The organism is Flavobacterium aquidurense (genome assembly GCF_031458035.1).
GTDB classification, from domain to species: domain Bacteria; phylum Bacteroidota; class Bacteroidia; order Flavobacteriales; family Flavobacteriaceae; genus Flavobacterium; species Flavobacterium aquidurense_C.
Genome location: NZ_JAVDXR010000003.1, coordinates 109,404 through 135,354, shown reverse-complemented (window position 1 = coordinate 135,354; position 25,951 = coordinate 109,404). Strand labels below are relative to the sequence as shown.

The window sequence follows — 25,951 nt, the reverse complement described above, 5'->3', positions numbered from 1 at the left end:
GTAAAAAACGTTATTCTAAAAAATTAACATTTTTAAAAGCAACCAAAATAACGTTTTGGCATCTTAGTATAAAATAACAAATAATTAGATATGAAAAATTTTAAATTACAATCAATTGCACTAATTGTGTTCTTTGTAACCCTTCTAACATCTTGCAGTAACGATAATGACACTCCTAAAGTACCAGAGTTCGTTTATAAAACTTCTTATGTTACCGCAGTCAATGGACCATTAGCCGGGAAAGTTAATCAGGAACTGAGTTATGAAGTGAGTTTTACTGTTGATAATTCATGTGGAGAGTTTAATAAAATGACCGATATTGAATTAGATAAATTACCAGGATATCAGGTTGAAGCGAAATATGCCACTAGTTGTACGCCTCCGTCACAAACACCAGAAGTAAAAAGAACTATTTATAAAGTAAAATCTGCAGTGAAAGGGACGTATTATTTAAGATTCACAAAATCACCAACAGAATTTATAACTACAACCGTTGTAATAACAGAATAATTTTGATACAATAGAGTAGTTTTATTGTTTTAATAAAAAAAGCCGTTTTATATATTTTATAAGACGGCTTTTTTTTATGAGAAGCAGATATATCAGTTTCAAAAAACGACCATTCCCGCTATCCGCTATATCTTTTTCCTGCTGCGGGCAGCAAGAAAAAGGATATCACTTCTATCGGGGCTAACAATGAACATTAGACTTTCATAAGACCTTTTGTCCTTCTTTGTCATTCCTCTAAAAATTACTATTTTTGCACTCTAAAATTTATGTCATGCCGAAAAGAAAATATAAAATAGCCGTTGTTCAGTTAAATCTTAACGACGTTGCCGAAAATAATCTTAAAAAATGTATTAGCTGGGTAAAAGATGCTGCCAATAAAGGCGCTGAAGTTATCTTATTGCCAGAATTATATAGCAGCCATTATTTTTGCCAAAGCGAAGATGTAGATAATTTTGCTTTAGCAGAACCATTATACAGTACTTCATTTATTGCTTTTAGCGCATTGGCAAAAGAACTGGGAGTGGTAATTATTGTTCCGTTTTTCGAAAAAAGAATGGCTGGGATTTACCATAACAGTGCCTATATTATTGACACAGATGGTACAGAAGCTGGTTTATACCGTAAAATGCATATTCCGGACGATCCGCATTTCTATGAAAAATTCTATTTTACCCCGGGTGATTTAGGTTTTCAGGCGATCGAAACTAAAAAAGGAACTGTTGGAACGCTAATTTGTTGGGATCAATGGTATCCGGAAGCGGCTCGTATCACAGCTTTAAAAGGTGCTGAAGTGTTGTTTTATCCAACTGCAATCGGTTGGCATCCAAAAGAAAAAGAACAATACGGAGAAAATCAATATGGTGCCTGGATGAATGTTATGAAAGGTCATGCTGTTGCAAATGGTGTTTTCGTGGCTGCCGCTAACCGTATTGGTTTAGAACAATATATCGACGGTACTGACGGAATTCAGTTTTGGGGAGCATCGTTTATCGCTGGTCCACAAGGTGAAATTTTAGCGCAGGCTTCTCACGATCAGGAAGAAATTTTAATTGCTGAAGTTGATTTGGATTTACAAGAAAATGTACGTCAGAACTGGCCATTTTTCAGAGACAGAAGAATTGATGCCTTTGGAGACATTACAAAAAGAGCCATCGACAGATAATTCTCATCTATAAACGAAAAGGACAAAATGTAAATTTTGTCCTTTTTTGTATCAATAAAAAAGCCGGTTTCAATATTGAAACCGGCTTTTTCAATTTATATATTGAAATTATTTCACTTGGAAAGTAACTCTTCTCACGATTTGACGCGCTTCTTTAGAATTTTTATTCACAGAAGTGTCTTCACCATTTGCAATTACATTTAATCTTGAAGCATCAATTCCAGCATTTGTAGCTACTTTTTTCACAGCTTCAGCTCTTTTTCTTGATAATTCAGTATTATAGCTTGAATTTCCAATTTCGTCAGCATATCCAATTATATCAGCAGATTTTCCTGGATTGTTTTTCAGGTATTTCACTAAGAAATCAACACCTGATAATGAAGCATTTGTTGGTTTAGAAGAGTTAAAGTCAAAATATACATTTACGTATCCTCCATTAATCAACTCTTCAACAGTACTGTTTGTTAGGTTATTATCGCCTTTTTTAGCGTAAGTTTTGTCTAAATAACTTTCTAATTCATCCGGAACACCATTTTGGTTTGTATCAATAGATTGTCCTTTAGTATTTACGGCCACACCCGTAATTGAATTTGGTTCTAAATCGTATAAATCGGCAACACCATCTTTATCAGTGTCTAAAAGTCCAGTTTCAATTAAGTCAACTCTGTCTTCTAATTTAGTTAAACGGTCATTTTCTTCAGCATACCAGTCGGCATGTTTTTCATTTTTACCCAAATAGAATGTCAAACCAATTGAAGCATTTAATAAACCACCGTCAAATGCGCCACTGGTTGTTCTTCCCATCCCGTCAAAGTTCCAGTTTTGTTTTCCGTTAACAACTCCGGTAAGATCTCCGGTTAATGCAACCCTGTCTCCTAATCTAACCTGACCGGTAATCCCTAAAATTCCATTACCCATATAATCTTCTCCATCAAATCCATTTTTAGAAGTTAGCTGAGATACTCCAAAACCACCATGAACTAATAGTCCAAAAGTTTTTGTCCATTGTTCAAAATTTAAGGCTCTACCCACATTGATAACTCCTTGTAAGTCAGTTCTTAGATAAGTACTTTCGAATGGAGCTGTATCGTCAGCTTCCTGAAATTTATCGTAACCAAAATCAAGTTTCAAACCAAATTTAGGATTAAACATATATCTAACACCTAAATCTCCGTGAAATAGGTTAAGAGTTTCAGTAGCGTAGCCCGCTGTCATTGTTCTGATTGGTTTGTTAACACCACCATTCAATTCTATAGACCATTGATTGTACCCTGGCTTGTCAATTGATGGAGTAGTTGATGTTGTCGTCGCTGTCTGTGCACTTGCTGCCAATGACATAATTAAAAACGATAATGAAGCTATATTCTTTTTCATGATTTTTTAAATTTAGTTGGTTTCTTACATTGTTATTTATAAACTCAGTACAAACTTAAAGCATCATTTTTTTTTAGTGTTGTATTTGCTGTTACATAATTCCCATCTTTTGGCTTTTTTTTATGTGAATTCGTTAAAGAAATCAGAATATTAGAAATAAAAAAAGGACAAAAAATTTTATTTTGTCCTTTCCTGAAATTGATGATTGAAGTTATTTTAAGTCTGGCTGATAGATTTTTACGGTTCCGTCTCCTTCACTGCTCACCACTAAAAGACTTCTTTTTGTAGGACTTTTAGAAGCCGGTATGAAAAATAGCCCTTCAGGCGCATCTCCGGTTTTAACCGTTTGCAAATATTGCGGTGATGTCGGATTTGTTACATCATAGGTCATAAAAGCGTCAGATCGCTCTAAACCTACAAACAAAATATTCTGATTGCCCATTTTTACTACTTTAACAGCTTCTGGTTCAGAACCTTTATCGTCGCTACGTTTGTCATCATAAGTTCCTAATTCCTGTGTTTTTTTATCTGCGTCATTTTTGCTGTCAAAAACAATTTTTCCTGTGTTTCCATTCCAAATTGAGAATGAACGGGCACCAAAGCTTACCATTTCGTCTAAATCTCCGTCACCGTCAGTATCTCCCATATCAGCAACAAGATTCAATCTTCCTAAATTTGGTTCTAATTTTAAAGTAGCGGCATCAGGAAAAACAGTAGCGTCCAACTTCATGTCTTTCATTCTTTTAAAATCCGTGTAAGCCGTATATTCTCTTGTGTCGCCTTCATTTGCTGTAACAAAATAAGGAACATTATTCGCAGTAAAATGACTAATTGCATCCGGCATAAACATTCCTTTTACTTTCCATGGATTAAAAGCAACCTTGTCATCCTTATCACTTACATCTATCGCATTTTCTGTAGTATTGTAATCTTTAAATCCTAAAGGATAAAGTGCTGTAATCGTTTTTGAAGCAATATCAACTTTTGCAACCCCATTATTTTCCTGAAGTGTTACCCAGGCGGTTTTAGAATCGTCAGAGATAGTAATATATTCCGGCTCAATATCCTGTGCAAAGCTCTTAGCAAATTTTGAAACTCTGAAACCGTCTTTTTTCAATGTTTCAGCCTGAGAACTGAAAGAAGCAAAATCTAAAGTGGTAACAGCATAAGTATTAGTATCAATTATAGAAATAGTTCCGTTTGGGTCTTGAGAATAATCAGTATTTGGTTCGCCTTCGTTGGCTGTCATAATGTATTTTCCATCAGGAGAAAAAGTAATCATATCTGGCAAAGCACCAACGGTAACTTGTTTAATTAAACTATAATCTGTAGTATTAAAAATTACCACTTTTCCGTTCCCTTGCTTGTTTGTTGTTGATTCTAATGCAACAGCTAACTTTCCGTCAAAAACATCAACACTATTAGACGCTCCTTCATAGGCAGTCAGGTCAATTTTGGCAATTTTGGCTGGTTTTGTTGGATCAGAAATATCAATTACATCAATTTGGTTCGTTCCGCTATTGTTTACAGTAAAAAGTTTTTTTGTCTTTTCATCGTAAGCAGAAATTTCTGCCGCTCCTTCGCCGCCAATAGTTATGGAACCGATTTCTTTAAAAGTTGCCGGATTTTCATTAACAGTAAATTCTGGTTCTGTGTTTGAATTTTCGTCGTTATTACAACTTGCCATCAAAAATAAAATGGCTAATAATGAAGTAGTTATTTTTTTCATTTTTTATTAGTTTTTAGTTCCGCCAAAAGTAATTCGGAGAAATTGGTCGTGTATTAAGCCTTCATTATTTAATCTTTAACTTAATTTTTATCAAATATTTTGCTTTTAAATGATTGCGATTTTCTTTGGATTGTTTCATAATCCTTCTGAATGATTATCTTTGTACTCTTTCAAATTTAGAACCTCTTTATGTCAACAAATAATAGAAGATTTCCAGCAGAATGGGAAAAACAAGAAGGAATTGTATTATGTTTTCCACACAATGGCAACGATTGGCCAGGAAAATATGAAGCTGTTCAATGGGCTTTTGTGGAGTTTATTAAAAAAGTAGCCACTTTCGAAACTGTTTTTTTGGTCGTAGCCGATGAAAAGCTGAAAGAAAAAGTAAACGAAATGTTAGAAAGAGCGCGTGTAAATGTTGCTAATGTTTCTTTTATTATTCACAAAACAAACAGAAGCTGGATGCGTGATTCAGGACCGATTGTTGTAAAAAACGGTTCAAAAAGAGAGGCATTGAATTTCAATTTTAATGGTTGGGCAAAATATAAAAACTATCAACTGGACAAATTTGTTCCAGGTAAAATTGCTGATTTTATTGAGGTACCGTTAACGCAGGTAATGTATAAAGGAAAACCGGTTATTGTTGAAGGCGGAGCCATCGATGTAAACGGAAAAGGAACTTTATTGACTTCTGAAGAATGTTTAATGCATCCGACAATTCAGGTTCGAAATAAAAATTTCACCAAAGAAGATTACGAAGCAGTTTTTAAGGAATATCTTGGAGTTACCAATGTAATTTGGCTTGGAGATGGAATAGAAGGGGATGATACCCACGGACATATCGACGATTTATGCCGATTTGTAAATGAAGATACAATTGTTACGATTGTTGAAACCGATAAAAATGATTCAAACTACAAACCGTTGCAGGATAATTTGAAACGTTTGCAAAATGCAAAATTAGAAGACGGAAAATCACCAACAATTGTGGCATTGCCAATGCCAAAACGTGTAGATTTCGAAGATTTAAGATTGCCGGCGAGTTATGCTAATTTCTTAATTTTGAATAAATGTGTTTTAGTACCAACTTTTAACGACAGCAATGACAGAGTGGCTTTAAATATTTTATCAGAATGTTTTCCTGATAGAGAAGTAATTGGAATTAATTGTATCGATTTCATCTGGGGATTCGGAACATTACATTGTTTGAGTCAGCAGATTCCAGCTTAAAGAAAGTAATCTCGCAAAGTCGCAGAGGCGCAAAGTAAAAAGTATAAAACTTAAAAATAAAACTTCGCGACTTTGCGTGATTAAAAAAATAAAAAAAGCTTGTTAGCATAAGACTAACAAGCTTTTTTATTTATTATATGTTAACCATTAACCATTAACCATTAACCATTAACCATTAACAATCAACAATTAATTATTGTCTGATAAAAGGAGGCAATAACTGGCTTGAAACTTCTCCAAAACCAATACGAACTTCATTGCTTTCGCAGAAACCTCTGATAATTACAGTATCGTTATCTTCGATGAATTTACGTTCACTCCCATCTTTTAATATAATCGGGTTTTTTCCTCCCCAGGTTAATTCTAACATAGAACCAAAACTATCAGGAGTGGGACCAGAAATAGTACCTGAACCCATCATGTCACCAGAATTGATACGGCATCCATTAGACGTATGATGCGCTAATTGCTGGCTCATTGACCAATATAAATATTTAAAATTTGATTTTGAAACGATAGTCTCTTCTTTTTGATCCTCTGGTTTAATTGAAACTTCTAAATGAATATCAAATGCTTTTTTTCCTTTTGTTTGTAAATAAGGAAGCGGCGACGGATCTTGTTTAGGACCTTTAGTTCTAAAAGGCTCCAAAGCATCCATAGTCACAATCCAAGGAGAAATTGAAGTCGCAAAGTTTTTGGCTAAGAATGGTCCAAGTGGCACATATTCCCATTTCTGGATATCACGGGCACTCCAGTCATTCAATAAAACCATTCCGAAAATATAATCTTCAGCTTCATACGTTGGGATATTTTCTCCCATTACATTGACATCCGTTGTAATAAAAGCAGTTTCCAATTCGAAATCGACTAAACGAGACGGTCCAAAAACAGGGTATTTTTCTCCTGCTGGCAACGTTTGTCCCATTGGTCTGTGAACCGGAATTCCGGATGGAACAATAGTAGAACTTCTTCCGTGGTAACCCACCGGAATATGTAACCAGTTAGGTAATAAAGCATTTTCAGGGTCGCGGAACATTTTTCCAACATTCGTCGCGTGTTCTTTACTAGAATAAAAATCAGTGTAATCGCCAATTAATACTGGTAATTGCATCTCGACATCTTCAATTTTAAAAATAACAATATCGCGATCTTTTGTTGAATCTCTAAGTTGCGGGTTGGTTGCATCAAATATATCAGCGATACGATTTCGGACTAAACGCCATGTTTTTTTTCCGTCAGAAATAAAATCATTTAGTGTGTCCTGCATGAACATATCATCTGTTAAATCTATTCCTTCAAAATAGTTTAATTGTTGTAAGGCGCCTAAATCTATGGCATAATCGCCAATTCTTGTTCCTACTGTAACGACATTTTCTTTGGTAAGAAATACACCGAAAGGAATATTTTGTATAGGGAAGTCGCTATTTTGTGGTACTTCTAACCATGATTTTCTTTTGGTATCGTTGGCGGTTATTGGCATGTGTATGTTAATTATTTGTTGAAAAATTACATGTCAAATATATCATAATCTAACTGTATGACAAACGTTTTTTTGTATTTTTGCATCAAATTAACGAAAAACGAAAAAATGCAACGCGACGAACAAATTTTTGACCTTATATTAGAGGAACAAGACAGACAAATTCACGGATTAGAACTTATCGCTTCAGAGAATTTTGTAAGTGATGAAGTAATGGAAGCAGCTGGGTCTGTTTTAACTAACAAATACGCTGAGGGATATCCTGGCAAAAGATACTACGGCGGTTGCGAAGTAGTTGACGTTATTGAGCAAATTGCTATCGACAGAGCTAAAGAATTATTTGGTGCTGAGTACGCAAACGTACAGCCTCACTCAGGTTCTCAGGCAAATACTGCAGTTTACCACGCATGTTTAAATCCTGGTGATACTATTTTAGGTTTCGATTTATCTCACGGTGGTCACTTGACTCACGGTTCTCCTGTAAACTTTTCAGGTCGTTTATATCGTCCTGTTTTTTATGGTGTTGATGCTGAAACTGGTCGTTTAGATTATGATAAAATTCAGGAAATTGCAACTAAGGAACAACCAAAATTAATCATCGCTGGAGCTTCTGCTTATTCACGTGATATGGATTTTGCACGTTTCAGAGAAATCGCTGATAGCGTAGGAGCAATCTTATTTGCTGATATTTCTCACCCTGCAGGTTTAATTGCTAAAGGATTGATGAATGACCCAATTCCACATTGTCATATTGTTTCTACAACAACGCACAAAACTTTACGTGGACCACGTGGAGGATTGATTTTAATGGGTAAAGATTTTGAAAATCCACAAGGTTTGAAAACTCCAAAAGGAGAAATCAGAATGATGTCATCTTTATTAGATCTTGCTGTTTTCCCAGGAAATCAAGGTGGACCTTTAATGCACATTATCGCTGCTAAAGCGGTTGCTTTTGGTGAAGCATTAAAAGATGAGTTTTTTACATATGCTATGCAATTGCAAAAAAATGCAAATGCTATGGCGGATGCTTTCGTAAAAAGAGGATACAAAATTATTTCTGGTGGAACTGATAACCACATGATGCTTATTGACTTAAGAAATAAAAATATTTCTGGTAAAGAAGCAGAAAATGCATTAGTAAAAGCTGAAATTACAGTAAATAAAAATATGGTTCCATTTGATGATAAATCACCATTTGTAACTTCTGGAATACGTGTTGGAACAGCTGCAATCACAACTCGTGGTTTAGTTGAAGAAGATATGGAAACTATCGTAGCATTAATCGATAAAGTATTAGCTGATCACACAAATGAAGCAGTTATCGAAGAAGTAGCTAACGAAGTAAACGAAATGATGAGCGAAAGACCGATTTTTGTATACTAAAATCAGTCATAAAGTTTTAAAGTCGAAGGTCGAAAGTCTTGAAATGAATTTAATTCACTTCAGTTTTGATCTTCGGCTTTTATTTTTTTGACTTTCAAACTTTCGATTTTCAGACTTTTGACTTTACGACTTTCTAACTTTAAGACTTAAAAAAATGGGCGTACTAAGATTACAACTGCCAACAGACCCAAGATGGGTAAATATTGTAGAAAAAAATATTGAGGAAATCCTGACAGATCACGCTTGGTGCGAGCAAAAAGCAGCAACAAATGCGATAACCATTATTACCAATAACTCTGAACATCAGGACTTGGTGAAAGATTTATTGGCTTTAGCCAAAGAAGAAATAGATCATTTTGAGCAGGTTCATAATATCATCATCAAAAGAGGATTGAAATTAGGACGCGAGCGCAAAGACGATTACGTAAATGAGCTATATCAATACATGAAGAAAAGTGGTGATGGAAGCCGTGTTTCTGGTCTTGTAGAAAGATTATTGTTCTCGGCAATGATCGAAGCAAGAAGCTGTGAACGTTTTAAAGTTTTGTCTGAAAATATTCAGGATGAAGAATTGGCTGTGTTTTACAGGGAATTAATGGAAAGCGAAGCAGGGCATTATACAACATTCATTACCTACGCACGAAAATACGGAGTTGGAATCGACGTTGAAAAACGTTGGAGAGAATGGCTTGCCTATGAAGAATCCATCATTTCGAATTACGGTAAAGGAGAAACGATTCACGGATAATTTTTTGTTTTTTTGTTTCAAGTTTCAAGTTTCAAGTTTCAAGTTTCAGGTTGTCACGTTGAGCGTAGTCGAAACGCATTACAATTTGAAAATTCTCATTTTTAATCAAACTAAAAAAATCCGTTTTAAATCCGCGTTTTCGCTTTAGCGAATCAGTTTCATCCGCGTTCTACATTAAGCGTTCCGTTTTTAGCAATCTAAAATCTAAAATGGAACAATTGTTAATAAATTGAATGATTAGTTTTCCATTGATTTTAAAGCCGTCATTTTCAAAATTAATATCTTTGAAAGTAACAGAAAATTTAAAGTCATGCGAATAGAAACTGATCTGAAATTAGGATTTAAAGATGTAATGATTCGACCAAAAAGATCCACTTTAAAAAGTAGATCTGAAGTCTCACTAGAACGAAATTTTAAATTTTTGCATAGCACCACAATCTGGACAGGAATTCCGATTATGGCTGCGAATATGGATACTGTCGGGACTTTTGAAATGGCAGGAGTTCTAGCCAAAGAAAAGCTTTTTACGGCTATCCATAAGCACTATTCACCAGAAGAATGGAATGATTTTTTAAAAAACGCAACTCCCGATTTCTACGATTATATTGCCATCAGCACGGGAACAGGAAAAGACGATTTTGCTAAAATTGGAAAAATTATAACGGCTAATCCACTTTTGAAATTCATTTGTATTGATGTGGCCAATGGCTATTCAGAGCATTTTGTTCAGTTTTTAAAACAAACCCGAAAACAATATCCTGATAAAGTTATTATTGCCGGAAATGTCGTTACTGGCGAAATGGTCGAAGAATTACTTTTGGCCGGTGCCGATATCGTAAAAGTCGGAATTGGACCTGGTTCTGTTTGCACAACCCGTGTAAAAACAGGCGTAGGTTATCCGCAGCTTTCGGCGATTATAGAATGTGCAGATGCAGCTCACGGTTTAGGCGGACATATTATCAGTGATGGCGGATGCTCAACTCCGGGTGATGTTGCCAAAGCTTTTGGAGCAGGTTCAGATTTTGTAATGTTGGGCGGAATGCTAGCCGGACATACAGAAAGTGGAGGAGAACTGATCGAAATTAACGGTCAGAAATTCAAACAATTTTATGGAATGAGCTCGACAACCGCAATGGACAAACACATTGGCGGTGTTGCAGAATATAGAGCAAGCGAAGGAAAAACTGTTCAGGTCCCTTTTAAAGGAAAAGCGATCAATACCGTTTTAGATATTTTAGGCGGTTTACGAAGTACTTGTACGTATGTAGGAGCTTCAAGATTGAAAGAACTTACTAAACGAACAACATTCATCCGCGTAAGCGAGCAGGAAAATCAGGTTTTTACTAAATAATAAAAAGTATTATACATACAATATGATTACAATTTCAGAAGCAGCTCTTAGTGATATTAAACAAATTCAAAATATAGTACATATAACCTGGCCAATTACTTACGGCGAAATTCTATCAAAAGAACAATTGGATTATATGTTAGATCTTTTTTATTCTGATGAAGCATTAACAGATCAGTACAATAAAAAAGAACAATTATTTTATATGATTTATGAAGAGGAAACTAATTTAGGCTTCATCGGAATAGAACATAATTACAGTGGCAAAACTGCAACCAAAATTCATAAAATATATCTTTTGCCAGAAACACAAGGGAAGGGAATTGGTAAAAAGGTTATTGATGAAATTGGAAAACTAGCTTTAGATAATAATTCAACAGCACTAATTTTAAATGTAAACCGATTTAATACAGCTTTAGGTTTTTATAAAAAAATAGGTTTTGAAGTTGTTGAAGAAGTTGATATCGAAATAGGAAATGGCTATTTGATGGAAGATTATGTGATGGAGAAACGATTGTAAAGTTAAACTGAATATAAAGCATTATAACAGGAATTGTAGTTTTTTTAAATTGAAAAAAAACTAACTTTGAATAAAAAATAAGATGGAAGATATAAGATGGGAACAAAGGTTTTCTAATTTTAATAAAGCAGTATTAAAGTTGGAGGAATCTGTAAATTATATAAAACTTAATTATTTAAATGACGAAGATGAACTAAATGACGAAAATTTAGAAAATGTTGTAGAAGAGTTAATCAAAGAAGGATTGATTCAAAGATTTGAATATACTCATGAATTGGCTTGGAATGTAATGAAAGATTATGCTTTTTTTCAAGGTAATTCAACAATTGGAGGTTCGAGAGATGCAACGAGAGAAGCTTTTAAATTGCAGATAATTGAGAATGCTGATATATGGATGGATATGATTCAAAGTCGTAATAAAACTTCTCATACTTACAATGAAGAAATTGCAAATGAAATATTTGGTAAAATCATAAATGATTACTTTGAATTATTTTTAAATTTTCAAAAAACGATGGAAGAAAAAAGAAATGGTGAACAAACTAATCTAACCTTATGAGTTTTTTTGGACTATCTCCAATTTACATAACTAAAATTAATTCAATATTTCTTCAATACCCTGATATTGAAGAAGTTGTTATATTTGGATCTAGAGCTAAAGGCAATTTTAGGGATAATTCAGATATCGACTTAGCTATAAAAGGAAAAGTAATCAGTTTGTCAACATTACATCAGATTGAAAATAAATTAGAAGAATTATATATACCTAATTTCATTGATTTAATAGTTTTTGACAATATAGAAAATTCTGATTTGATAAATCATATTAATAGGGTTGGTAAACAATTTTATAAAAAAGGAAGCTTTAATCTTTAGTTTCTTACAATAACATCATGTTTAAACAACAACCCCTTTACTTCTTTCAAAGCAAAAACAGCTTTTTTCAGTTTAGTTTTTGACGGATCAATGGTATAATTGTAACTTGTTTTAAAATCGGCTTTGTTAGCGATGGCTTTATCAAATTCAGAACGATATAAATCACAATTATCAAACAGAACGCTAGTAAGATCCGTAGCCATAAAATCGACCGCAATCAGGCTGCAATTGATAAACGTGGTTCCTTTTATTTTTAAAGTATAAAACTTCGAAAAGTCCAGAATGCACTCGTAAAAATGGATCTCGAAAATCAGCTTGTCGCACATTGCAAAATTTACTTCTTTGATTTCACAACGGTTAAAAGTTGCAGTTCTAAAGGCAACATAATTAATCTTTGCCTCACTAAAAATGCAATCATTAAAAATACAATCAATAAAAGTAACCGCTAAAAAAGTACAGGCAGAAAAGTTGCAATTATTAAAAACGCAGCATTCAAAATCCTTGAAATTGGCTTCGTCTTTACCATAAATAATGGAATTGTATTCTTTATCAAGAAAATATTCGGCCTCTTTTTTCAATGCTGTTGTAATGATTATTTGCGTCTGAAAAGATAATAATTATGGTAGATTATTTCTCTTTTTTGACAGGACTATTTTTGAAAGTAAAAAATGATTAGTTCTAACTTACTGTCTTTTTTTAAATTTAATCTTATCTTTATTATTTGTGATTTATAAGAATGTCCTTGTAAAATATTGAAAATAAGACTTATATTTACAGTAAGGTTGAATTATTATTTCAAAAAAAATACACTTTCAGATGGTAACATTTTTTAAAGATAATTACTTTCAGAATAAATATAAAATCTTAGGATTGCTGTTTTTTATTCAGTTTACTTTGATTGCACAAAACGATTCCATCAATCCTGAAATTTGCTCTCCAAAAACAATTATAGAAATCTTCAAAAAGAAAGATTCCATTTATGTTGTTAAACCCATAAAAAACAGCTTCTTCTTAATAATTCCGGCAATCGGTTCTCAGCCTGCAACGGGTTTTTTTTATGGAGCAGTGGCGCAATATACTTTCAAAGGAAAAGAAAAAGCCGATAAATATTCGATCGCGAATATGGGGATTACCTACACAACAAAAAAGCAATGGCTGATCAATATCAAAAACAATATTTTATTAAAAAACAATAAAATATTCCTAAGTGGAGATTATAGACTGTATATATTTTCACAACCAAATTACGGTTTGGGAACCAATATTATTCCCCCTGCCCGCGATAAACCGCCTGGTTTTAGTATTGATTCTCTAGCAGAGCCAATGGATTATAATTATTTTAAATTTCATCAGACAGCATCTTTTGAAGTTAAGAAGAATTTTTATGTTGGGGGTGGAATTAATATCGACTGGTATTCTACTATTGTTGACAAAGATCTTGATGTTGCAAACGGAAAGTTTACTCATCATTATAATTATAGTCAAAAATATGGTTTTGATGATAAGGAGTATTTTTTGACCGGAATGAGTCTTAATTTGGTTTACGATTCAAGAGATAATCAGGTTAATGCGACACACGGATGGTTTGCTAATTTAAATTATCGTATTAACCCCGTTTTGTTTAAAAATCAGGAGAATAGTAATGTTCTGTTTGCAGAATACCGCCATTTTATTCCGGTTTCTCCAAAAAATCCACACTATATTTTAGCGCTCTGGACTTACGGACAATTTGTAACCAGTGGAAAAGTGCCCTATTTAAATTTGCCCGCAATTGGCTGGGATCAGCGTAGTCGAAGCGGTGAAGGATATACACAGGGATTGTTTAGAGGAACTAATTTAATATATCTTGCTTCTGAATTTAGATTTCCAATTACCTGCAATCAAATGTTCAGCGGGGTTGTATTTACTAATTTTGTAACTACAAGCAATCCAGAGACTAATACAAATCTTTTTCATTCGGTTCAGCCTGCCGCAGGTTTAGGTTTGCGTATTTTAATAGATAAAGCAACGCGCACCAATTTAATCGTTGATCAGGCCTGGGGGAATAGCTCTAAAGGGTTTTATCTGAATGCTGGCGAAACATTTTAAAAATATAAAATTAAATTTATTGATAAAAAGCAACTCATTGTGGTTGCTTTTTTTATGTATTATGAACTGCTTTTCTTCATAATTAAATCATAATAATAAAGTTTCTAATTTGTTTTTTAAACTCAATTGCTATTTTTGTTAGTAATACAATTATTGAAATGAAATTACTCATAGTCGAAGACGAACCAAATCTATTATCCATTTTACGAAAAGGATTCGCTGAAAATAACAATGAAGTCAGTGTTGCTCTTGATGGTAAAACGGCTTTGGAAATGATTGGGAATTATACTTTTGATGTAGTAATTTTAGATGTGATGCTCCCTGATATTAACGGAATCGAAATTTGCAGAAGATTGCGTGCCGCTAAGAATTTTGTACCCGTTTTACTTTTGACAGCTCTCGGAACTTCTGAAAATATTGTCACAGGATTAAATGCCGGAGCCGATGATTATGTGGTAAAACCTTTCAAATTTGGTGAACTTGATGCAAGAGTAAACGCCCTGAATCGAAGAGCAAATCAGGAAACTGAAAAAGTTGATGCTATTGTTATTGGTGATTTGGAAATTGACAGCAAAGCCAAAACGGTTAAAAGAAACGGCGAATCTATTGTTTTGACTGCCAAGGAATTTAAATTATTATATTATTTAGCCAAAAACAGTGGCAGAATTGTTTCCCGCGATCAGATTTTAGATAATGTTTGGGACATTAATTTTGATATGAATACCAATGTAGTTGATGTTTATATCAATTATTTACGAAAAAAAATAGACAAACCTTTTACAACCAAACTTATTCATACCATGAAAGGGTTAGGTTATGTTTTACAGCCTTAAAATGGATATAAGAAAAAAAATTACTTTTACTTATGTTGCCCTTTCTACCTTTAGCACGCTGTTATTGTGTGTTTTAGTATTTGTTTTATTCAGGGAAAATAATCAATATCATTTCTTAAAACGTTTAGAAGACAGAGCTAAAATAGTAGCTTCAATTCATTTTCAGAATGATCCTGAAAAAATAAAATACTATAGGAATCTGAAAAAGAACGGACTGGAAGAACTTATTGAAGAAGAAGAATATGTTCTTAAAATAAATAGTGCCAATAGCTTTGATTACAATATCAATCTCAATTTACCGAATCAATTTTATTCGAATATTCTGGAAACTGGCAGAGATTATTATGAAGTGAACAGCAAATATTATTTAGGTCAGGTTTTTTCCGAAAGGAATCAAAAATATATTGTAATTGTTGGCGCGAGGGATAAAAGGGGAAAAACCACGACGATTTATATCATAAAAATATTGCTTTTTGGAGGTCTTGGATTTGTGTTTTTGGCGTTCTTTTTAGGTCGTTTCCTTGCAAAACGGGTTATTAATCCTGTGGCGAGAATTACAAAAGAAGTGAACAGAATCAGTGCTTCTAATCTTCACAACAGATTACCGGAAGTTAAGAATTCTGATGAAATTTCAGATCTTACCCATACTTTTAATGATATGTTAGACAGATTGGAAACTTCGTTTGAAATTCAGGCGAACTTCATCAACAATGCTTCACACGAATTAAAAACACCTATTACCACTATTATTGCGGAGTCTGAAATTATGCTTTTGAAAGAAAGAGCAGTGCCCGAATATATTCAGTCTTTAGAAAATATTTACAGTCAGGCATCAAGATTAGGAAATCTAACCGAGAGTTTATTAAAACTGACTCAAACCGGTTATGACGGCAAAAAACAAGTTTTGGATATTGCCAGAATCGACGAATTATTAATGGAGGTAAAATCAGATCTGGATAAAATTTATCCGGATAACCGCGTTAGTATCAAACTTAATTTTGCACCAAAAGATTCTAATTTACTTCTAATTCCGTGCAATAAACCGCTTTTAGAACTTGCCATCAATAATATCATCACAAACGGAGTAAAATATTCGGATAATAATGAGGTTTTTGTGGCGCTATCGGCTACAAAAGAGTGGATTAAAATTGCCATAAACGACATCGGAATCGGAATTCCGCCTGAAGATATTCCACACTTATACGAGCCTTTCTTTAGAGGGAAAGTCGCAGCCAGGTATATTGGTTACGGTTTGGGATTGCCTTTGGCATCTAAAATTATCCGTATGCATGATGGCGAAATTCAGGTGCAATCTGAACAAAACAAAGGAACAATTGTTACGATAATTTTTAAGAAAGACAATTCGAAAAAAAACAACATTAGAAATTCTAATGTTGAATCTTAGGAAATTCTAATCTAAGGTTAAGAACCTTCTAATTTACGAAGGGTTATTTTGTATGTATAAACTAAACAATTATACATTATGAAAAATTTCCTTATACCAACCACTTTAGAAGAAGATACTATCATCGCTGTAAAATCAGCTATTAATCAGGCAAAAAATACCAATTGCGAGATCATTTTAATGATGGTTTCTGATGCCCCTGACTCGTTTTCAGCTTCACAATTCCTGCGTGAAATGAGAGTCAGCCTTACTCCAAATCAGGAATTAGTCCTTGAAACGTGCAGATATATGATAGAGCATACTGCCAATTGCAAGATTAAAATTCACAATCAATACGGACTTTCATCTCCAATTTTTAAAGGGATAATCGAAACTTTTGATGTAAAACTGATTATTCTCACGCACTCTTATAAACAAGAATCAAAGCGAATTCATCAAAATGTAATGCAATTGGCTGTAAATCAAAAATGTTCGATTTTACATTTAGGCAATGAACAGTTTAAAGAAGATTTTAATAAAGCCCTTTATATAGAAAACGGTAATGCAAATATGCATGTTAAAGATGTTCAACAGTATTTAAGTGCCAATTTCTCTTTTGAAATTGTAAGTCAAACTTCAAATTTTGATGACAATTACGAAGAATTTGCTCCTTATTTATCAGAAGCCATTTCAAAATACAACATCGATTTGTTGGTTGAAACACGTAAAGGCGAAAAAATCAAATTCAAAAAAAATAAAAAAGAAAATATCAACGATAGATTAGGACTTCCTGTTTTATCGCTCTACGAAGAATTGGCATAAGTTCCAGTTTCAAAAAAAGAATACGTTTCATTTAAAAACGAAAAGATATGTTGTTAAAGAAAAGAATTCCAATGAAATACGTTCTTGGAAAAATTAAATTAGAATTAGGGCTTGTACTAACTTACACGATATTGTTTGAAGTATTTCATCATTATTTTGTTAATGTTTCTGTAGATGTTCCAATTGCAATTCCAACTATGATCGGTACCATTATATCGCTTTTATTAGCGTTTAAGTCGAATCAGGCTTACGACAGATGGTGGGAAGCCAGAATCGTTTGGGGGGCAATTGTAAATGAATCCAGAACATTAGTGAGACAATTGCTAACATTTTATAAAGATCCTGAGTTTTCGGTTGAAGCAAATGAGTTCAAAGAAAACTTCACCAAAAGGCAAATTGCGTGGTGTTATAGTTTAGGACAGGCTTTACGAAATAAAGATGCCATCAAACCTATCAAAGATTTGATTAGCGAGGAAGAATTGAATTTTGTAAAAAATCATCAGAATATTCCAAATGCAATATTATTGCTGCATGCCAGAGATTTAAGAATTGCCAGAAAAGATAAGCGATTAAATACCTATCAACAGGTAGAAATTGATAATACTTTGACAAGATTATGTGATGCAATGGGGAAATGTGAACGTATAAAAAATACGATTTTTCCAACAACTTATAGTATGTACATCAGAATGACCCTGTGTTTATTTATTTTGTTATTGCCTTTCGGATTAGTGAGTTTGCTTAGCTGGTTTGCAATTCCGTTGATTACAATTATTGGTGGAATGTTTTTCCTAATTGAGAAAATGGCAATTCACTTGCAAGATCCTTTCGAAAACAGGCCAACAGATACACCTGTAACGGCGATTTCGAATACAATTGAAAAGAATTTAATGCAAATGCTTAATGAATATCAAAATGAGTTTGACATCATTAAAGAATTTGATCTTAAGCCGGAAAGCAAAAAAGCAGATGCAAATACGTACTTTGTTTTGTAGTTATATGTTGGATTTAAATTGAAAAAAACCAGACAATGAAAGTTGTCTGGTTTTTTATTTTACTGATGAAGAAGTTTTCCCAACGTTTGTATCGATTGCCTTAATTCATTTGTCCATGGCAAACCAAAACTCAGTCGCATACAATTTGAAAATTGGTTCTGAAAAGAGAAAATCCTGCCCGGCGCAATACTAATATTATGTTTCATCGCCAAATGATAAAACGCCGCCGTGTCAACATTTTTATCTAATTCTATCCAAAGAAAAAATCCGCCTTGTGGCTGGCTTACTTTAGTTCCTGTCGGAAAAGATTCTAAAACTGTATTGATATAATTATTGCAGTTATGAATTAATATCTGGCGAATTTTCCTAAGATGGTTTTCATAGCGTCCATTTTTCAAAAAATCTCCCACAACTTCATGTGTAATAGTAGGTGAGGAGAGTGTGTGGTAGATTTTATTTCGTAGAATTTCTTTTTTAAATTTCCCGGGAGAAACCCATCCCACGCGATAACCCGGTGCCAATGTTTTAGAGACAGAGCTGCAGCAAAGCACAATACCGCTTTCGTCATACGTTTTACAATTTGTTGGTCGGCTGGAACCAAAATATAAATCACCGTGAATATCATCTTCAATGAGCGGAATATTATAGAATTCCATCAATTTAACGACTTCTTTTTTATGTTCAACGGGCATCATGCTTCCGGATGGATTGCTAAAATTGCTCATCAACAAACAAAGTTTTACTTTTTTGGTCGAAAGTGCCTTTTTTAAAGCCTCTAATTCTATTCCGGTTGTCATGTTGGTAGGCAATTCCATAATGTACAAACCTAACGATTTGGCTAATTGTAAGATGCCAAAATAAGCCGGACTTTCGGTAATTATAGTGTCGCCAGGTTTAGTTAAAGTCATAAGGCAGTGCGATATAGCACTCGTACAACCAGGCGTTGTAATAATGTCATTTTCTGTTAATACGCCACCCCAGCTAAAAGACCAGCGCGCAATTTCTTTTCTTAAATTTAGATTGCCTTGCACTTCTTCGTAACTTGTTCCGCTATTCGGGAGTTGACGCGTTGCCTGAATAATTCCTTTGTTTAATTTTGCTATAGGAAGAAGCTCATTTGAAGGAAAACCCAACGAAAGCATTGTGATGTTTTTATCGGTCATATTGCCATAAACCTGATCGATTAAATCTTCACGGTCAACGTTTTCACATCTTAAAATAGGGCTGCTTGACGAAGGTTCCGGAATAGTTCTTGCTGAAATATTACTTACATAATAACCAGATTGCGGTCTTGATTCTATTAACGACCGGCTTTCAATTTCGTAATAGGCTTTGCTAACCGTACTCATGCTGTAGCCCGTTTCGGCACATACTTCACGTATCGAAGGCAGTTTGTCGCCAACACTCAAAACGCCAGATTTTATTTGTTTTTCGATGCGATCGGCAAATTGCAGATATAAGTAATTTGAATTTTTCATAAAAAAAAAACTGTTATGGTGCAATTTACAAAAACTGTATCTGTATTGCTATTTTATTTTTAAGAAATTTGTTTAGTCAGAAAATCAACCAAGAACAATACGCCATGAAAACAACAAAATATTATATAGCAGCCATAACTTGTTTTATAATCTGGGGCTTTTTCAGTTTGGCCTTAAAACCCATTCATGAATATCCGTCACTAGATATTTTATTTTACCGCGTTTTTAGCTGCAGTATTTTAATGTTGCTGATTACGTTTGCTTTCAAAAGAAGAAAAGTCAAAGAAACTGTTCAAATTTTTAAGGCACTATCTATTTCTGAAAAAAGAAAAGCGATTTTATTGAATATAGGAGGAAGTGTTTTTTTGATGTTAAACTGGTTTACATTTATTTATGTAATGAATCATGTTAGTGTAAAAGCCACATCATTGGCGTATTTGGTTTGCCCAATTTTGACAACTTTGCTGGCTTATTTTATTCTAAAGGAAAAACTAAGCAAAACACAATGGATTTCTGTGGGATTAAGTATTTCCGGTTGTTTATTGTTGTCGTACGCAGCGATTATGGATATGTTTTTCAGCATCATTATTGGTCTGACGTATGCGTGCTATTTGGTAAGTCAGCGTATCAATAAAGGTTTTGATAAATTTATCATTTTGACGTTTCACATTACATTGGCAGCATTGTTTTTATTGCCTTTTTATCCGGCGTACAGCGGTCCGGTTCCAACGGAATTTAAGTTTTATTTCTGTATTGAAACCATCGCGGTATTATTCACAATTTTCCCGTTGTTTTTGAATTTATATGCTTTGTCTGGAATTAATTCATCTACGGTAGGAATGCTTTTGAATATCAATCCTATGATCGCTTTCGGACTTGCGAATTTTGTTTATCATGAAGAAATTAGTTCATTGCAAATCACGGCTTATAGCATAATTTTTATAGCGGTTATAGTTTTTAATTCACATCATATTTTTGCATTAAAACAAAAATATATCCTGTCGTCTAAAGGTTCTATTTAAATGTAATTTGCATACTTTTTATTGGTTTAAAAATAAATTACCAGAATCTTAACAGGATTTTCAAGCAGGAATGAGTATTTTCATTCCTGCTTTTTTATTGAGCAAAATTTAGAATGCCACAGATTGCAAAGATTTAAAAGTTTTTTTGCCACGAATTTCACGAATTTCCACTAATTGTAAAATTTTGAAATTGAAATTAGTTCGTGCAAATTCGTGAAATTCGTGGCAACATTTTTTAATTATTCCAAAACTGATTCAAATATTTCTATGAAAAATACAAAACTCCAAGCCTTTATCCCGTTGTTATATTTAGTGTGGTCTGATGATTTGCTGACTCAAAAAGAGTTTGCAACGATACAGCAATTTATTAATGATTTAACCTCGCTTTCGCCCGAAGAAAAACAACAGCTCCTTTCAAAAGTAGATATTTCAAATCCGCCTTCGCGAAATGAACTCACACAATGGAAATTGGATATTGAGAAAAGTATTCAGGATAAATCTTCGATAAAATCTGTTTTCGATATTGCCATCGCACTTTCTGAAAAAGATGTTGATATTTCAGCTTTACATCCCCAGTTTATAAAGCTTGAAAATGATCTTGGAATTTTAGGTGAAGAAGCAATTCAGAATTTCAAAACTAAAGCAGGTTCTTTTACTGCCAATTCCCAAACGACTTCGAATCTTGATATTCAGAAAATAACGGAACTTCTAGATGGCAAAGAAGCTGCGATTATCAAAAAGGTCAAATCGATTATTTCACGACCTGAATTTGCTTATGAAACTTCAAATGATATCAACGTATATCGTCAGACAGTTTACAATTGGTGTAAAATTTTAGCCGAAGAAAATCTCGGAAATATGGCGTATCCAAAACAATATGGTGGAGGAGAAAACATTGCCGATTATTTTGCGATAATGGAAACTTTGAGTTACCACGATTTGAGTTTAGTGATTAAATTTGGTGTTCAGTTTGGGCTTTGGGGAATGAGCGTTCAATCCCTCGGAACTGAGAAGCATTATGCTAAATATTTAAAAGATATTGGCTCGCTGAAAATTCCGGGTTGTTTTGCCATGACCGAAACACATCACGGATCTAACGTAAAAGGTTTGGAAACTACAGCTACGTACAATCATAGGGATCAGACTTTTACAATTCATACGCCCAATAAAAATGCGCAAAAAGAATATATTGGAAACGCTGCGGTTCACGGACAAATGGCAACCGTTTTCGCCAAATTAATTATTGACGATCACGATTATGGCGTGAATGCTTTTGTAGTTCCGCTTCGCGATACAAACGGAAATACTTTAAATGGCGTTACAATTGGCGATTGCGGTCATAAAATGGGTTTAAACGGAGTTGATAACGGAACGATTTCTTTCAATAATGTCGTGATTCCGAAAGAAAATATGCTCGATCGTTTTGCTTCTGTGAATGATAAAGGAGAATTCGAAAGTCCGATTCCGAGTGACAACCGACGCTTTTTTACGATGTTAGGAACTTTGGTAGGAGGAAGAATTGGAATTCCGCGCTCGGCTTTGGCTGCAGCCAAATCTGGACTGACAATTGCCATTCGATACAGCGATCAGCGCAGACAATTCGGCCCCGAAGGCGGTTCAGAAGTCCCAATTTTAAATTACAGAATGCATCAGCGAAGACTGATTCCGCCATTGGCCAAAACATATGCGGTTCATTTTGCTTTACAATATCTGACCAATAGATTTTTGAATAGAACAGAAGATGAAATGCAGGAAATCGAAGCTTTGGCGGCCGGGATGAAATCATACTCCACCTGGAGCACCAGAGATATTTTGCAGGAATGCCGCGAAGCTTGTGGTGGAAAAGGATATCTATCTGAAAACCGAATTGATGCTTTAAAAAATGACACTGAAATTTACACCACTTTTGAAGGCGATAATACCGTTTTGATGCAATTGGTAGCCAAAAACCGTTTATCAGAATTCAGAAAAGCATTTGGAGAAATGGGCTCTCTGGGCATCATTAATTATGTGTTTGAAAATGCAAAAGTAGCGATTACAGAAAAAAATCCTATAGCAACAAGAAGAACGGATGATGAACATTTACTCGATGATCAGTTTCATTTACAGGCTTTTATCCACAGAGAAAAAACGATTCTGGCGTCGGCTGCACAACGTATTAAGAAATTAGTTGACGGCGGTTTAGAACCGTATGATGCTTTTAATGTGGTTCAACACCAAATGATCGATGTTGCTCAGGCATATTTGGAAAGAGTGGTTTTAGAGCAATTTCAATTGGCAATAAAATCAGTTGAAGATCAAAACTCAAAAGAAATATTAACAAAATTAAATCAGTTATACGCGCTTTCTCAGCTGGAGAAAAACAAAGGCTGGTATCTTGAAGATGGGTATATGGAGGCAGTTAAAACCAAAGCAATCCGTAAAATGGTCAACCAGCTTTGTTGGGATATTCGTCCGGATGCAGTAGCGCTTGTCAATGCTTTTGACATTCCGGAGAGTTGTTTGGCGGCGCCAATTGCTGTTAATTGAGAATATAGAAAATAGAAGAAAGAGGATAGATGCAAGAAGCAAGATTACTGTAAAAAAAGTAACCATAAAGTATGTCATTCCTGAATGACAAGATTGTGTTTTTACTGTACATATTTTTCGCAAAAGCTTTGTCAAAGTTTCAAACTTTGACAAAGCTAAAAGCGACGAATTCACGAATTTTTTTTGATAATCATTCGTGAATTCGTGGCTATTTTTTTTATAACAAATAGTCAATTGATATAATTATTTTTATTACATATAACCCTTTAAGCCATTGTTTTATTAAAATAACTCGCCTTTTCAAAATCTTTGATATTAATCGAAATAACCGGAACTTCCGGAAGAATTTTATTGAGTTTAGTCACTATAACCTTAGATAAATGAGCTTTTTGATCTGTGTTTCGGCCTTCCATAATGTACCCGAATACATGAAGAAAATCATCTAAAGTATCTCCGTTATTGTAATATGAAAAAGGATTAATACGAACCTTAATTTCAGAAGCTATAAAAAGATCGGTTGATAGCGCAGCATTGAAAACTGTCTGCATAATTTCTTCTGCAGATCTTAATCGGATTACGTTTTCGGAGCACTCAATTACAAAATGTGGCATATTGTTGTTTTTTAGATGAGTAAAAATTCTGTTCTAACAAAATTATAAAAACATTATCGGGTTTTTTCTGAAATTGATTTTTTTGTCATGAAAGTTAAAAATTCAAAAGTATGTCCTTAGAAATAATTCCAATTAATTGCATCACTTTATTATATTTGTGGGAATCCTTATCTTTATTTAATTTGAAAAATTATTGGCTGTTTTTTTTATTGGTTCTTTTAAGTAACCCTGTTCATGCGTCAGATAGCACAGATACTATTTTGGACAAGCTGAACGATGCTTTAAAAAACAAACAGCGTTATGTTGAGCTGAAAGAAGAACGTATTTTGAACTTCAAAAAAATTAAATCGGACAATTTAACGAAAGAGCAGGAGTACAATTACAATAAAAATTTATATACCGAATATCTAAAGTTTAACTCAGATTCGGCTATTCTTTACGTAAAAAAGAACCTCAAAATTGCCGAAGAACTTAAAAATAAAGATTTATCAGATCTTGCCAAAATTCAATTGGTTACGCTTTATTCTTCTTCGGGAAAATACCGCGAATCTGAAGCGCTTGTAAAAAGCATTGACAAGAATACATTGTCAAAAACACTTCTTCCAAATTATTATACTGCGTATCGGGAGTTTTTTGAGCATTATGCCGCCAATAGTTACAGTATTGAATATTTAAAACAGATTCAAAAATACCGCGATTCTTTATTGATGGTTTTAGATCCGAGTACTTTAAACTATAAAATCAATAAGATTCAGCAGGGAATATATCGTAAAACCGGTACAGCCGAAAAACAGCTAAAAATTTTACTTGAAAGCATTAAAGAAGATAATCCGCAATACGCCATGGTTACCTATCTTTTGGGGAGCATTTACGAGAAAACGCATCAAATGGAACTGCGAAAAAGATACTACGCACTTTCCGCCACAGCCGATTTACGAAACGCCAATAAAGACAATGCTTCACTTCAGGAATTGGCACAGGCTTTTTATGAAATGGGTGATGTAGATATGGCGTATAAATTGACACAATCGGCGATTGAAGATGCGCTTTATTGCAATGTTCAGTTCCGAACCCTTTTAATGTCACAGGTTTATTCGATCATCAACACCGTTTATTTAGAGAAAGAAGCAAAACGAAAAACCGAACTTCAATTGTATTTGTTGTGCATTAGTCTGTTATCGGCGTTTTTGTTGGTGGCGATTATTTACGTTTACAAACAAATGAAAAAAGTGTCGAGAATTCGTGGAGAACTTTATGAAACCAGTCAAAAATTAGCCGAATTAAATAAAGACATTACCGAAACCAACAACCAGCTGCAGGAACGAAACGCTCAATTATCTGAATCCAATCATATTAAAGAAGAATATATTGCTCATTTCTTCAATCTTTGCTCAACTTATATCAATAAATTAGAAAACTATCGCATTATCTTAAATAAAAAAGCGACAGCAAAGCAATTTGATGAAATTTATAAAATGCTGAAATCAACCACTTTAGTTGATAACGAACTCGAAGAATTATATAAGAATTTTGACATTATCTTTCTGAATTTATATCCAACCTTTGTAAAAGATTTTAATGATTTACTCATCAAAGACGAACAGATAGTTTTAAAACAAGGGGAATTGCTTAATACGGAACTTCGCATTTTTGCATTGATCCGACTTGGAATTACCGACAGTGTAAAAATTGCAGCTTTTCTTCGTTACTCCTTGAGCACCATTTATAACTATCGTACAAGAGCTCGAAATAAAGCGGCAGTTTCGCGAAATGATTTTGAAGAAATGGTCATGAAAATCGGTTTAATTTCATTGAAAGTATAGCGA

The 25,951-nt window shown here is 33.9% G+C and carries 23 protein-coding genes; 17 read left to right on the top strand and 6 right to left on the bottom strand.

Annotation, left to right across the window (positions count from 1 at the left end):
- Positions 1–90: 90 nt before the first annotated feature.
- Together J2X17_RS06030 and J2X17_RS06025 are read left to right on the top strand one after the other, a co-directional pair.
- Positions 91–510, top strand: a complete 420-nt coding sequence (locus J2X17_RS06030) for a hypothetical protein (protein WP_310295642.1) — start codon at positions 91–93, stop codon at positions 508–510.
- Positions 511–781: 271 nt separating this feature from the next.
- Positions 782–1,672 carry a carbon-nitrogen hydrolase gene (locus J2X17_RS06025; protein WP_310295640.1) on the top strand — a complete coding sequence of 297 codons (891 nt, stop codon included), beginning with the start codon at positions 782–784 and terminating at the stop codon, positions 1,670–1,672.
- Positions 1,673–1,780: 108 nt separating this feature from the next.
- Here the strand turns inward: J2X17_RS06025 and J2X17_RS06020 are convergent, their stop codons facing one another.
- Both J2X17_RS06020 and J2X17_RS06015 read right to left on the bottom strand, forming a co-directional pair.
- Complete coding sequence (locus J2X17_RS06020; RefSeq protein ID WP_310295638.1) at positions 1,781–3,046, bottom strand: OmpA family protein; 1,266 nt, start codon at positions 3,044–3,046, stop codon at positions 1,781–1,783.
- Positions 3,047–3,257: 211 nt separating this feature from the next.
- Positions 3,258–4,775 carry a choice-of-anchor I family protein gene (locus tag J2X17_RS06015; RefSeq protein WP_310295636.1) on the bottom strand — a complete coding sequence of 506 codons (1,518 nt, stop codon included), beginning with the start codon at positions 4,773–4,775 and terminating at the stop codon, positions 3,258–3,260.
- A 189-nt stretch (positions 4,776–4,964) separates the two neighbouring features.
- On the opposite strand from J2X17_RS06015, the gene J2X17_RS06010 reads away from it, so the two are divergent.
- Positions 4,965–6,005, top strand: a complete 1,041-nt coding sequence (locus tag J2X17_RS06010) for an agmatine deiminase family protein (protein WP_310295635.1) — start codon at positions 4,965–4,967, stop codon at positions 6,003–6,005.
- Positions 6,006–6,198: 193 nt separating this feature from the next.
- Here the strand turns inward: J2X17_RS06010 and fahA are convergent, their stop codons facing one another.
- Positions 6,199–7,485 carry a fumarylacetoacetase gene (gene fahA / locus J2X17_RS06005; RefSeq protein ID WP_310295633.1) on the bottom strand — a complete coding sequence of 429 codons (1,287 nt, stop codon included), beginning with the start codon at positions 7,483–7,485 and terminating at the stop codon, positions 6,199–6,201.
- A 108-nt stretch (positions 7,486–7,593) separates the two neighbouring features.
- Here fahA and glyA point away from each other — a divergent pair, with 108 nt between their 5' ends.
- From glyA to J2X17_RS05975, 6 genes are all read left to right on the top strand, one after another.
- A complete protein-coding gene (gene glyA / locus J2X17_RS06000; protein ID WP_026985455.1) occupies positions 7,594–8,868 on the top strand; it encodes a serine hydroxymethyltransferase in 1,275 nt (424 codons plus the stop codon).
- Positions 8,869–9,022: 154 nt separating this feature from the next.
- Positions 9,023–9,616 (top strand): MiaE family protein, encoded by a 594-nt coding sequence (locus J2X17_RS05995; RefSeq protein WP_056185233.1) that lies wholly within the window; start codon positions 9,023–9,025, stop codon positions 9,614–9,616.
- 310 nt (positions 9,617–9,926) lie between these two features.
- A complete protein-coding gene (locus J2X17_RS05990; protein ID WP_310295631.1) occupies positions 9,927–10,967 on the top strand; it encodes a GMP reductase in 1,041 nt (346 codons plus the stop codon).
- A gap of 22 nt (positions 10,968–10,989) precedes the next feature.
- The gene (locus J2X17_RS05985) at positions 10,990–11,487 is read left to right on the top strand and encodes a GNAT family N-acetyltransferase (RefSeq protein ID WP_310295629.1); all 498 of its coding nucleotides are present in this window, start codon (positions 10,990–10,992) and stop codon (positions 11,485–11,487) included.
- A gap of 82 nt (positions 11,488–11,569) precedes the next feature.
- Entirely contained in the window at positions 11,570–12,046 is a 477-nt protein-coding gene (locus J2X17_RS05980) for a nucleotidyltransferase substrate binding protein (RefSeq protein WP_310295628.1), read from the top strand.
- Positions 12,043–12,363, top strand: coding sequence for a nucleotidyltransferase domain-containing protein (locus J2X17_RS05975; protein ID WP_310295625.1), 321 nt, complete (start codon positions 12,043–12,045; stop codon positions 12,361–12,363). The genes J2X17_RS05980 and J2X17_RS05975 overlap by 4 nt, the downstream gene beginning before the upstream one ends.
- On the opposite strand, the gene J2X17_RS05970 is transcribed toward J2X17_RS05975, so the two are convergent.
- Positions 12,360–12,941 carry a pentapeptide repeat-containing protein gene (locus J2X17_RS05970; protein ID WP_310295624.1) on the bottom strand — a complete coding sequence of 194 codons (582 nt, stop codon included), beginning with the start codon at positions 12,939–12,941 and terminating at the stop codon, positions 12,360–12,362. The two genes, J2X17_RS05975 and J2X17_RS05970, sit on opposite strands and share 4 nt — an antisense overlap.
- A gap of 238 nt (positions 12,942–13,179) precedes the next feature.
- On the opposite strand from J2X17_RS05970, the gene J2X17_RS05965 reads away from it, so the two are divergent.
- From J2X17_RS05965 to J2X17_RS05945, 5 genes are all read left to right on the top strand, one after another.
- Positions 13,180–14,451, top strand: coding sequence for a BamA/TamA family outer membrane protein (locus tag J2X17_RS05965; RefSeq protein WP_310295622.1), 1,272 nt, complete (start codon positions 13,180–13,182; stop codon positions 14,449–14,451).
- A 158-nt stretch (positions 14,452–14,609) separates the two neighbouring features.
- A complete protein-coding gene (locus J2X17_RS05960) occupies positions 14,610–15,284 on the top strand; it encodes a response regulator transcription factor (RefSeq protein WP_310295620.1) in 675 nt (224 codons plus the stop codon).
- Between the two features lies 1 nt (position 15,285).
- The gene (locus J2X17_RS05955) at positions 15,286–16,689 is read left to right on the top strand and encodes a sensor histidine kinase (RefSeq protein WP_310295618.1); all 1,404 of its coding nucleotides are present in this window, start codon (positions 15,286–15,288) and stop codon (positions 16,687–16,689) included.
- Between the two features lie 78 nt (positions 16,690–16,767).
- Complete coding sequence (locus tag J2X17_RS05950; RefSeq protein ID WP_310295616.1) at positions 16,768–17,490, top strand: hypothetical protein; 723 nt, start codon at positions 16,768–16,770, stop codon at positions 17,488–17,490.
- 47 nt (positions 17,491–17,537) lie between these two features.
- The gene (locus J2X17_RS05945; protein WP_310295614.1) at positions 17,538–18,485 is read left to right on the top strand and encodes a bestrophin family protein; all 948 of its coding nucleotides are present in this window, start codon (positions 17,538–17,540) and stop codon (positions 18,483–18,485) included.
- A gap of 59 nt (positions 18,486–18,544) precedes the next feature.
- Here the strand turns inward: J2X17_RS05945 and J2X17_RS05940 are convergent, their stop codons facing one another.
- Positions 18,545–19,963 (bottom strand): aminotransferase-like domain-containing protein, encoded by a 1,419-nt coding sequence (locus tag J2X17_RS05940; protein ID WP_310295612.1) that lies wholly within the window; start codon positions 19,961–19,963, stop codon positions 18,545–18,547.
- A 104-nt stretch (positions 19,964–20,067) separates the two neighbouring features.
- On the opposite strand from J2X17_RS05940, the gene J2X17_RS05935 reads away from it, so the two are divergent.
- Together J2X17_RS05935 and J2X17_RS05930 are read left to right on the top strand one after the other, a co-directional pair.
- Positions 20,068–20,985, top strand: a complete 918-nt coding sequence (locus tag J2X17_RS05935; RefSeq protein WP_310295611.1) for an EamA family transporter — start codon at positions 20,068–20,070, stop codon at positions 20,983–20,985.
- Positions 20,986–21,252: 267 nt separating this feature from the next.
- On the top strand, positions 21,253–23,514 hold the full coding sequence (locus J2X17_RS05930; protein WP_310295610.1) for an acyl-CoA dehydrogenase family protein: 2,262 nt from the start codon (positions 21,253–21,255) through the stop codon (positions 23,512–23,514).
- Between the two features lie 266 nt (positions 23,515–23,780).
- Here the strand turns inward: J2X17_RS05930 and J2X17_RS05925 are convergent, their stop codons facing one another.
- Complete coding sequence (locus tag J2X17_RS05925; protein ID WP_310295609.1) at positions 23,781–24,125, bottom strand: 5-carboxymethyl-2-hydroxymuconate Delta-isomerase; 345 nt, start codon at positions 24,123–24,125, stop codon at positions 23,781–23,783.
- Positions 24,126–24,235: 110 nt separating this feature from the next.
- Here J2X17_RS05925 and J2X17_RS05920 point away from each other — a divergent pair, with 110 nt between their 5' ends.
- Positions 24,236–25,948 carry a DUF6377 domain-containing protein gene (locus J2X17_RS05920; RefSeq protein WP_310295607.1) on the top strand — a complete coding sequence of 571 codons (1,713 nt, stop codon included), beginning with the start codon at positions 24,236–24,238 and terminating at the stop codon, positions 25,946–25,948.
- Positions 25,949–25,951: the final 3 nt, after the last annotated feature.

What these genes read in the sequence shown, in the direction of transcription:
- J2X17_RS06030 (WP_310295642.1), top strand. Translation starts at nt 91, where the DNA reads ATGAAAAATTTTAAATTACAATCAATTGCACTAATTGTGTTCTTTGTA.
- J2X17_RS06025 (WP_310295640.1), top strand. Translation starts at nt 782, where the DNA reads ATGCCGAAAAGAAAATATAAAATAGCCGTTGTTCAGTTAAATCTTAAC.
- J2X17_RS06020 (WP_310295638.1), bottom strand. Translation starts at nt 3,046, where the DNA reads ATGAAAAAGAATATAGCTTCATTATCGTTTTTAATTATGTCATTGGCA.
- J2X17_RS06015 (WP_310295636.1), bottom strand. Translation starts at nt 4,775, where the DNA reads ATGAAAAAAATAACTACTTCATTATTAGCCATTTTATTTTTGATGGCA.
- J2X17_RS06010 (WP_310295635.1), top strand. Translation starts at nt 4,965, where the DNA reads ATGTCAACAAATAATAGAAGATTTCCAGCAGAATGGGAAAAACAAGAA.
- fahA (WP_310295633.1), bottom strand. Translation starts at nt 7,485, where the DNA reads ATGCCAATAACCGCCAACGATACCAAAAGAAAATCATGGTTAGAAGTA.
- glyA (WP_026985455.1), top strand. Translation starts at nt 7,594, where the DNA reads ATGCAACGCGACGAACAAATTTTTGACCTTATATTAGAGGAACAAGAC.
- J2X17_RS05995 (WP_056185233.1), top strand. Translation starts at nt 9,023, where the DNA reads ATGGGCGTACTAAGATTACAACTGCCAACAGACCCAAGATGGGTAAAT.
- J2X17_RS05990 (WP_310295631.1), top strand. Translation starts at nt 9,927, where the DNA reads ATGCGAATAGAAACTGATCTGAAATTAGGATTTAAAGATGTAATGATT.
- J2X17_RS05985 (WP_310295629.1), top strand. Translation starts at nt 10,990, where the DNA reads ATGATTACAATTTCAGAAGCAGCTCTTAGTGATATTAAACAAATTCAA.
- J2X17_RS05980 (WP_310295628.1), top strand. Translation starts at nt 11,570, where the DNA reads ATGGAAGATATAAGATGGGAACAAAGGTTTTCTAATTTTAATAAAGCA.
- J2X17_RS05975 (WP_310295625.1), top strand. Translation starts at nt 12,043, where the DNA reads ATGAGTTTTTTTGGACTATCTCCAATTTACATAACTAAAATTAATTCA.
- J2X17_RS05965 (WP_310295622.1), top strand. Translation starts at nt 13,180, where the DNA reads ATGGTAACATTTTTTAAAGATAATTACTTTCAGAATAAATATAAAATC.
- J2X17_RS05960 (WP_310295620.1), top strand. Translation starts at nt 14,610, where the DNA reads ATGAAATTACTCATAGTCGAAGACGAACCAAATCTATTATCCATTTTA.
- J2X17_RS05955 (WP_310295618.1), top strand. Translation starts at nt 15,286, where the DNA reads ATGGATATAAGAAAAAAAATTACTTTTACTTATGTTGCCCTTTCTACC.
- J2X17_RS05950 (WP_310295616.1), top strand. Translation starts at nt 16,768, where the DNA reads ATGAAAAATTTCCTTATACCAACCACTTTAGAAGAAGATACTATCATC.
- J2X17_RS05945 (WP_310295614.1), top strand. Translation starts at nt 17,538, where the DNA reads ATGTTGTTAAAGAAAAGAATTCCAATGAAATACGTTCTTGGAAAAATT.
- J2X17_RS05940 (WP_310295612.1), bottom strand. Translation starts at nt 19,963, where the DNA reads ATGAAAAATTCAAATTACTTATATCTGCAATTTGCCGATCGCATCGAA.
- J2X17_RS05935 (WP_310295611.1), top strand. Translation starts at nt 20,068, where the DNA reads ATGAAAACAACAAAATATTATATAGCAGCCATAACTTGTTTTATAATC.
- J2X17_RS05930 (WP_310295610.1), top strand. Translation starts at nt 21,253, where the DNA reads ATGAAAAATACAAAACTCCAAGCCTTTATCCCGTTGTTATATTTAGTG.
- J2X17_RS05925 (WP_310295609.1), bottom strand. Translation starts at nt 24,125, where the DNA reads ATGCCACATTTTGTAATTGAGTGCTCCGAAAACGTAATCCGATTAAGA.
- J2X17_RS05920 (WP_310295607.1), top strand. Translation starts at nt 24,236, where the DNA reads ATGTCCTTAGAAATAATTCCAATTAATTGCATCACTTTATTATATTTG.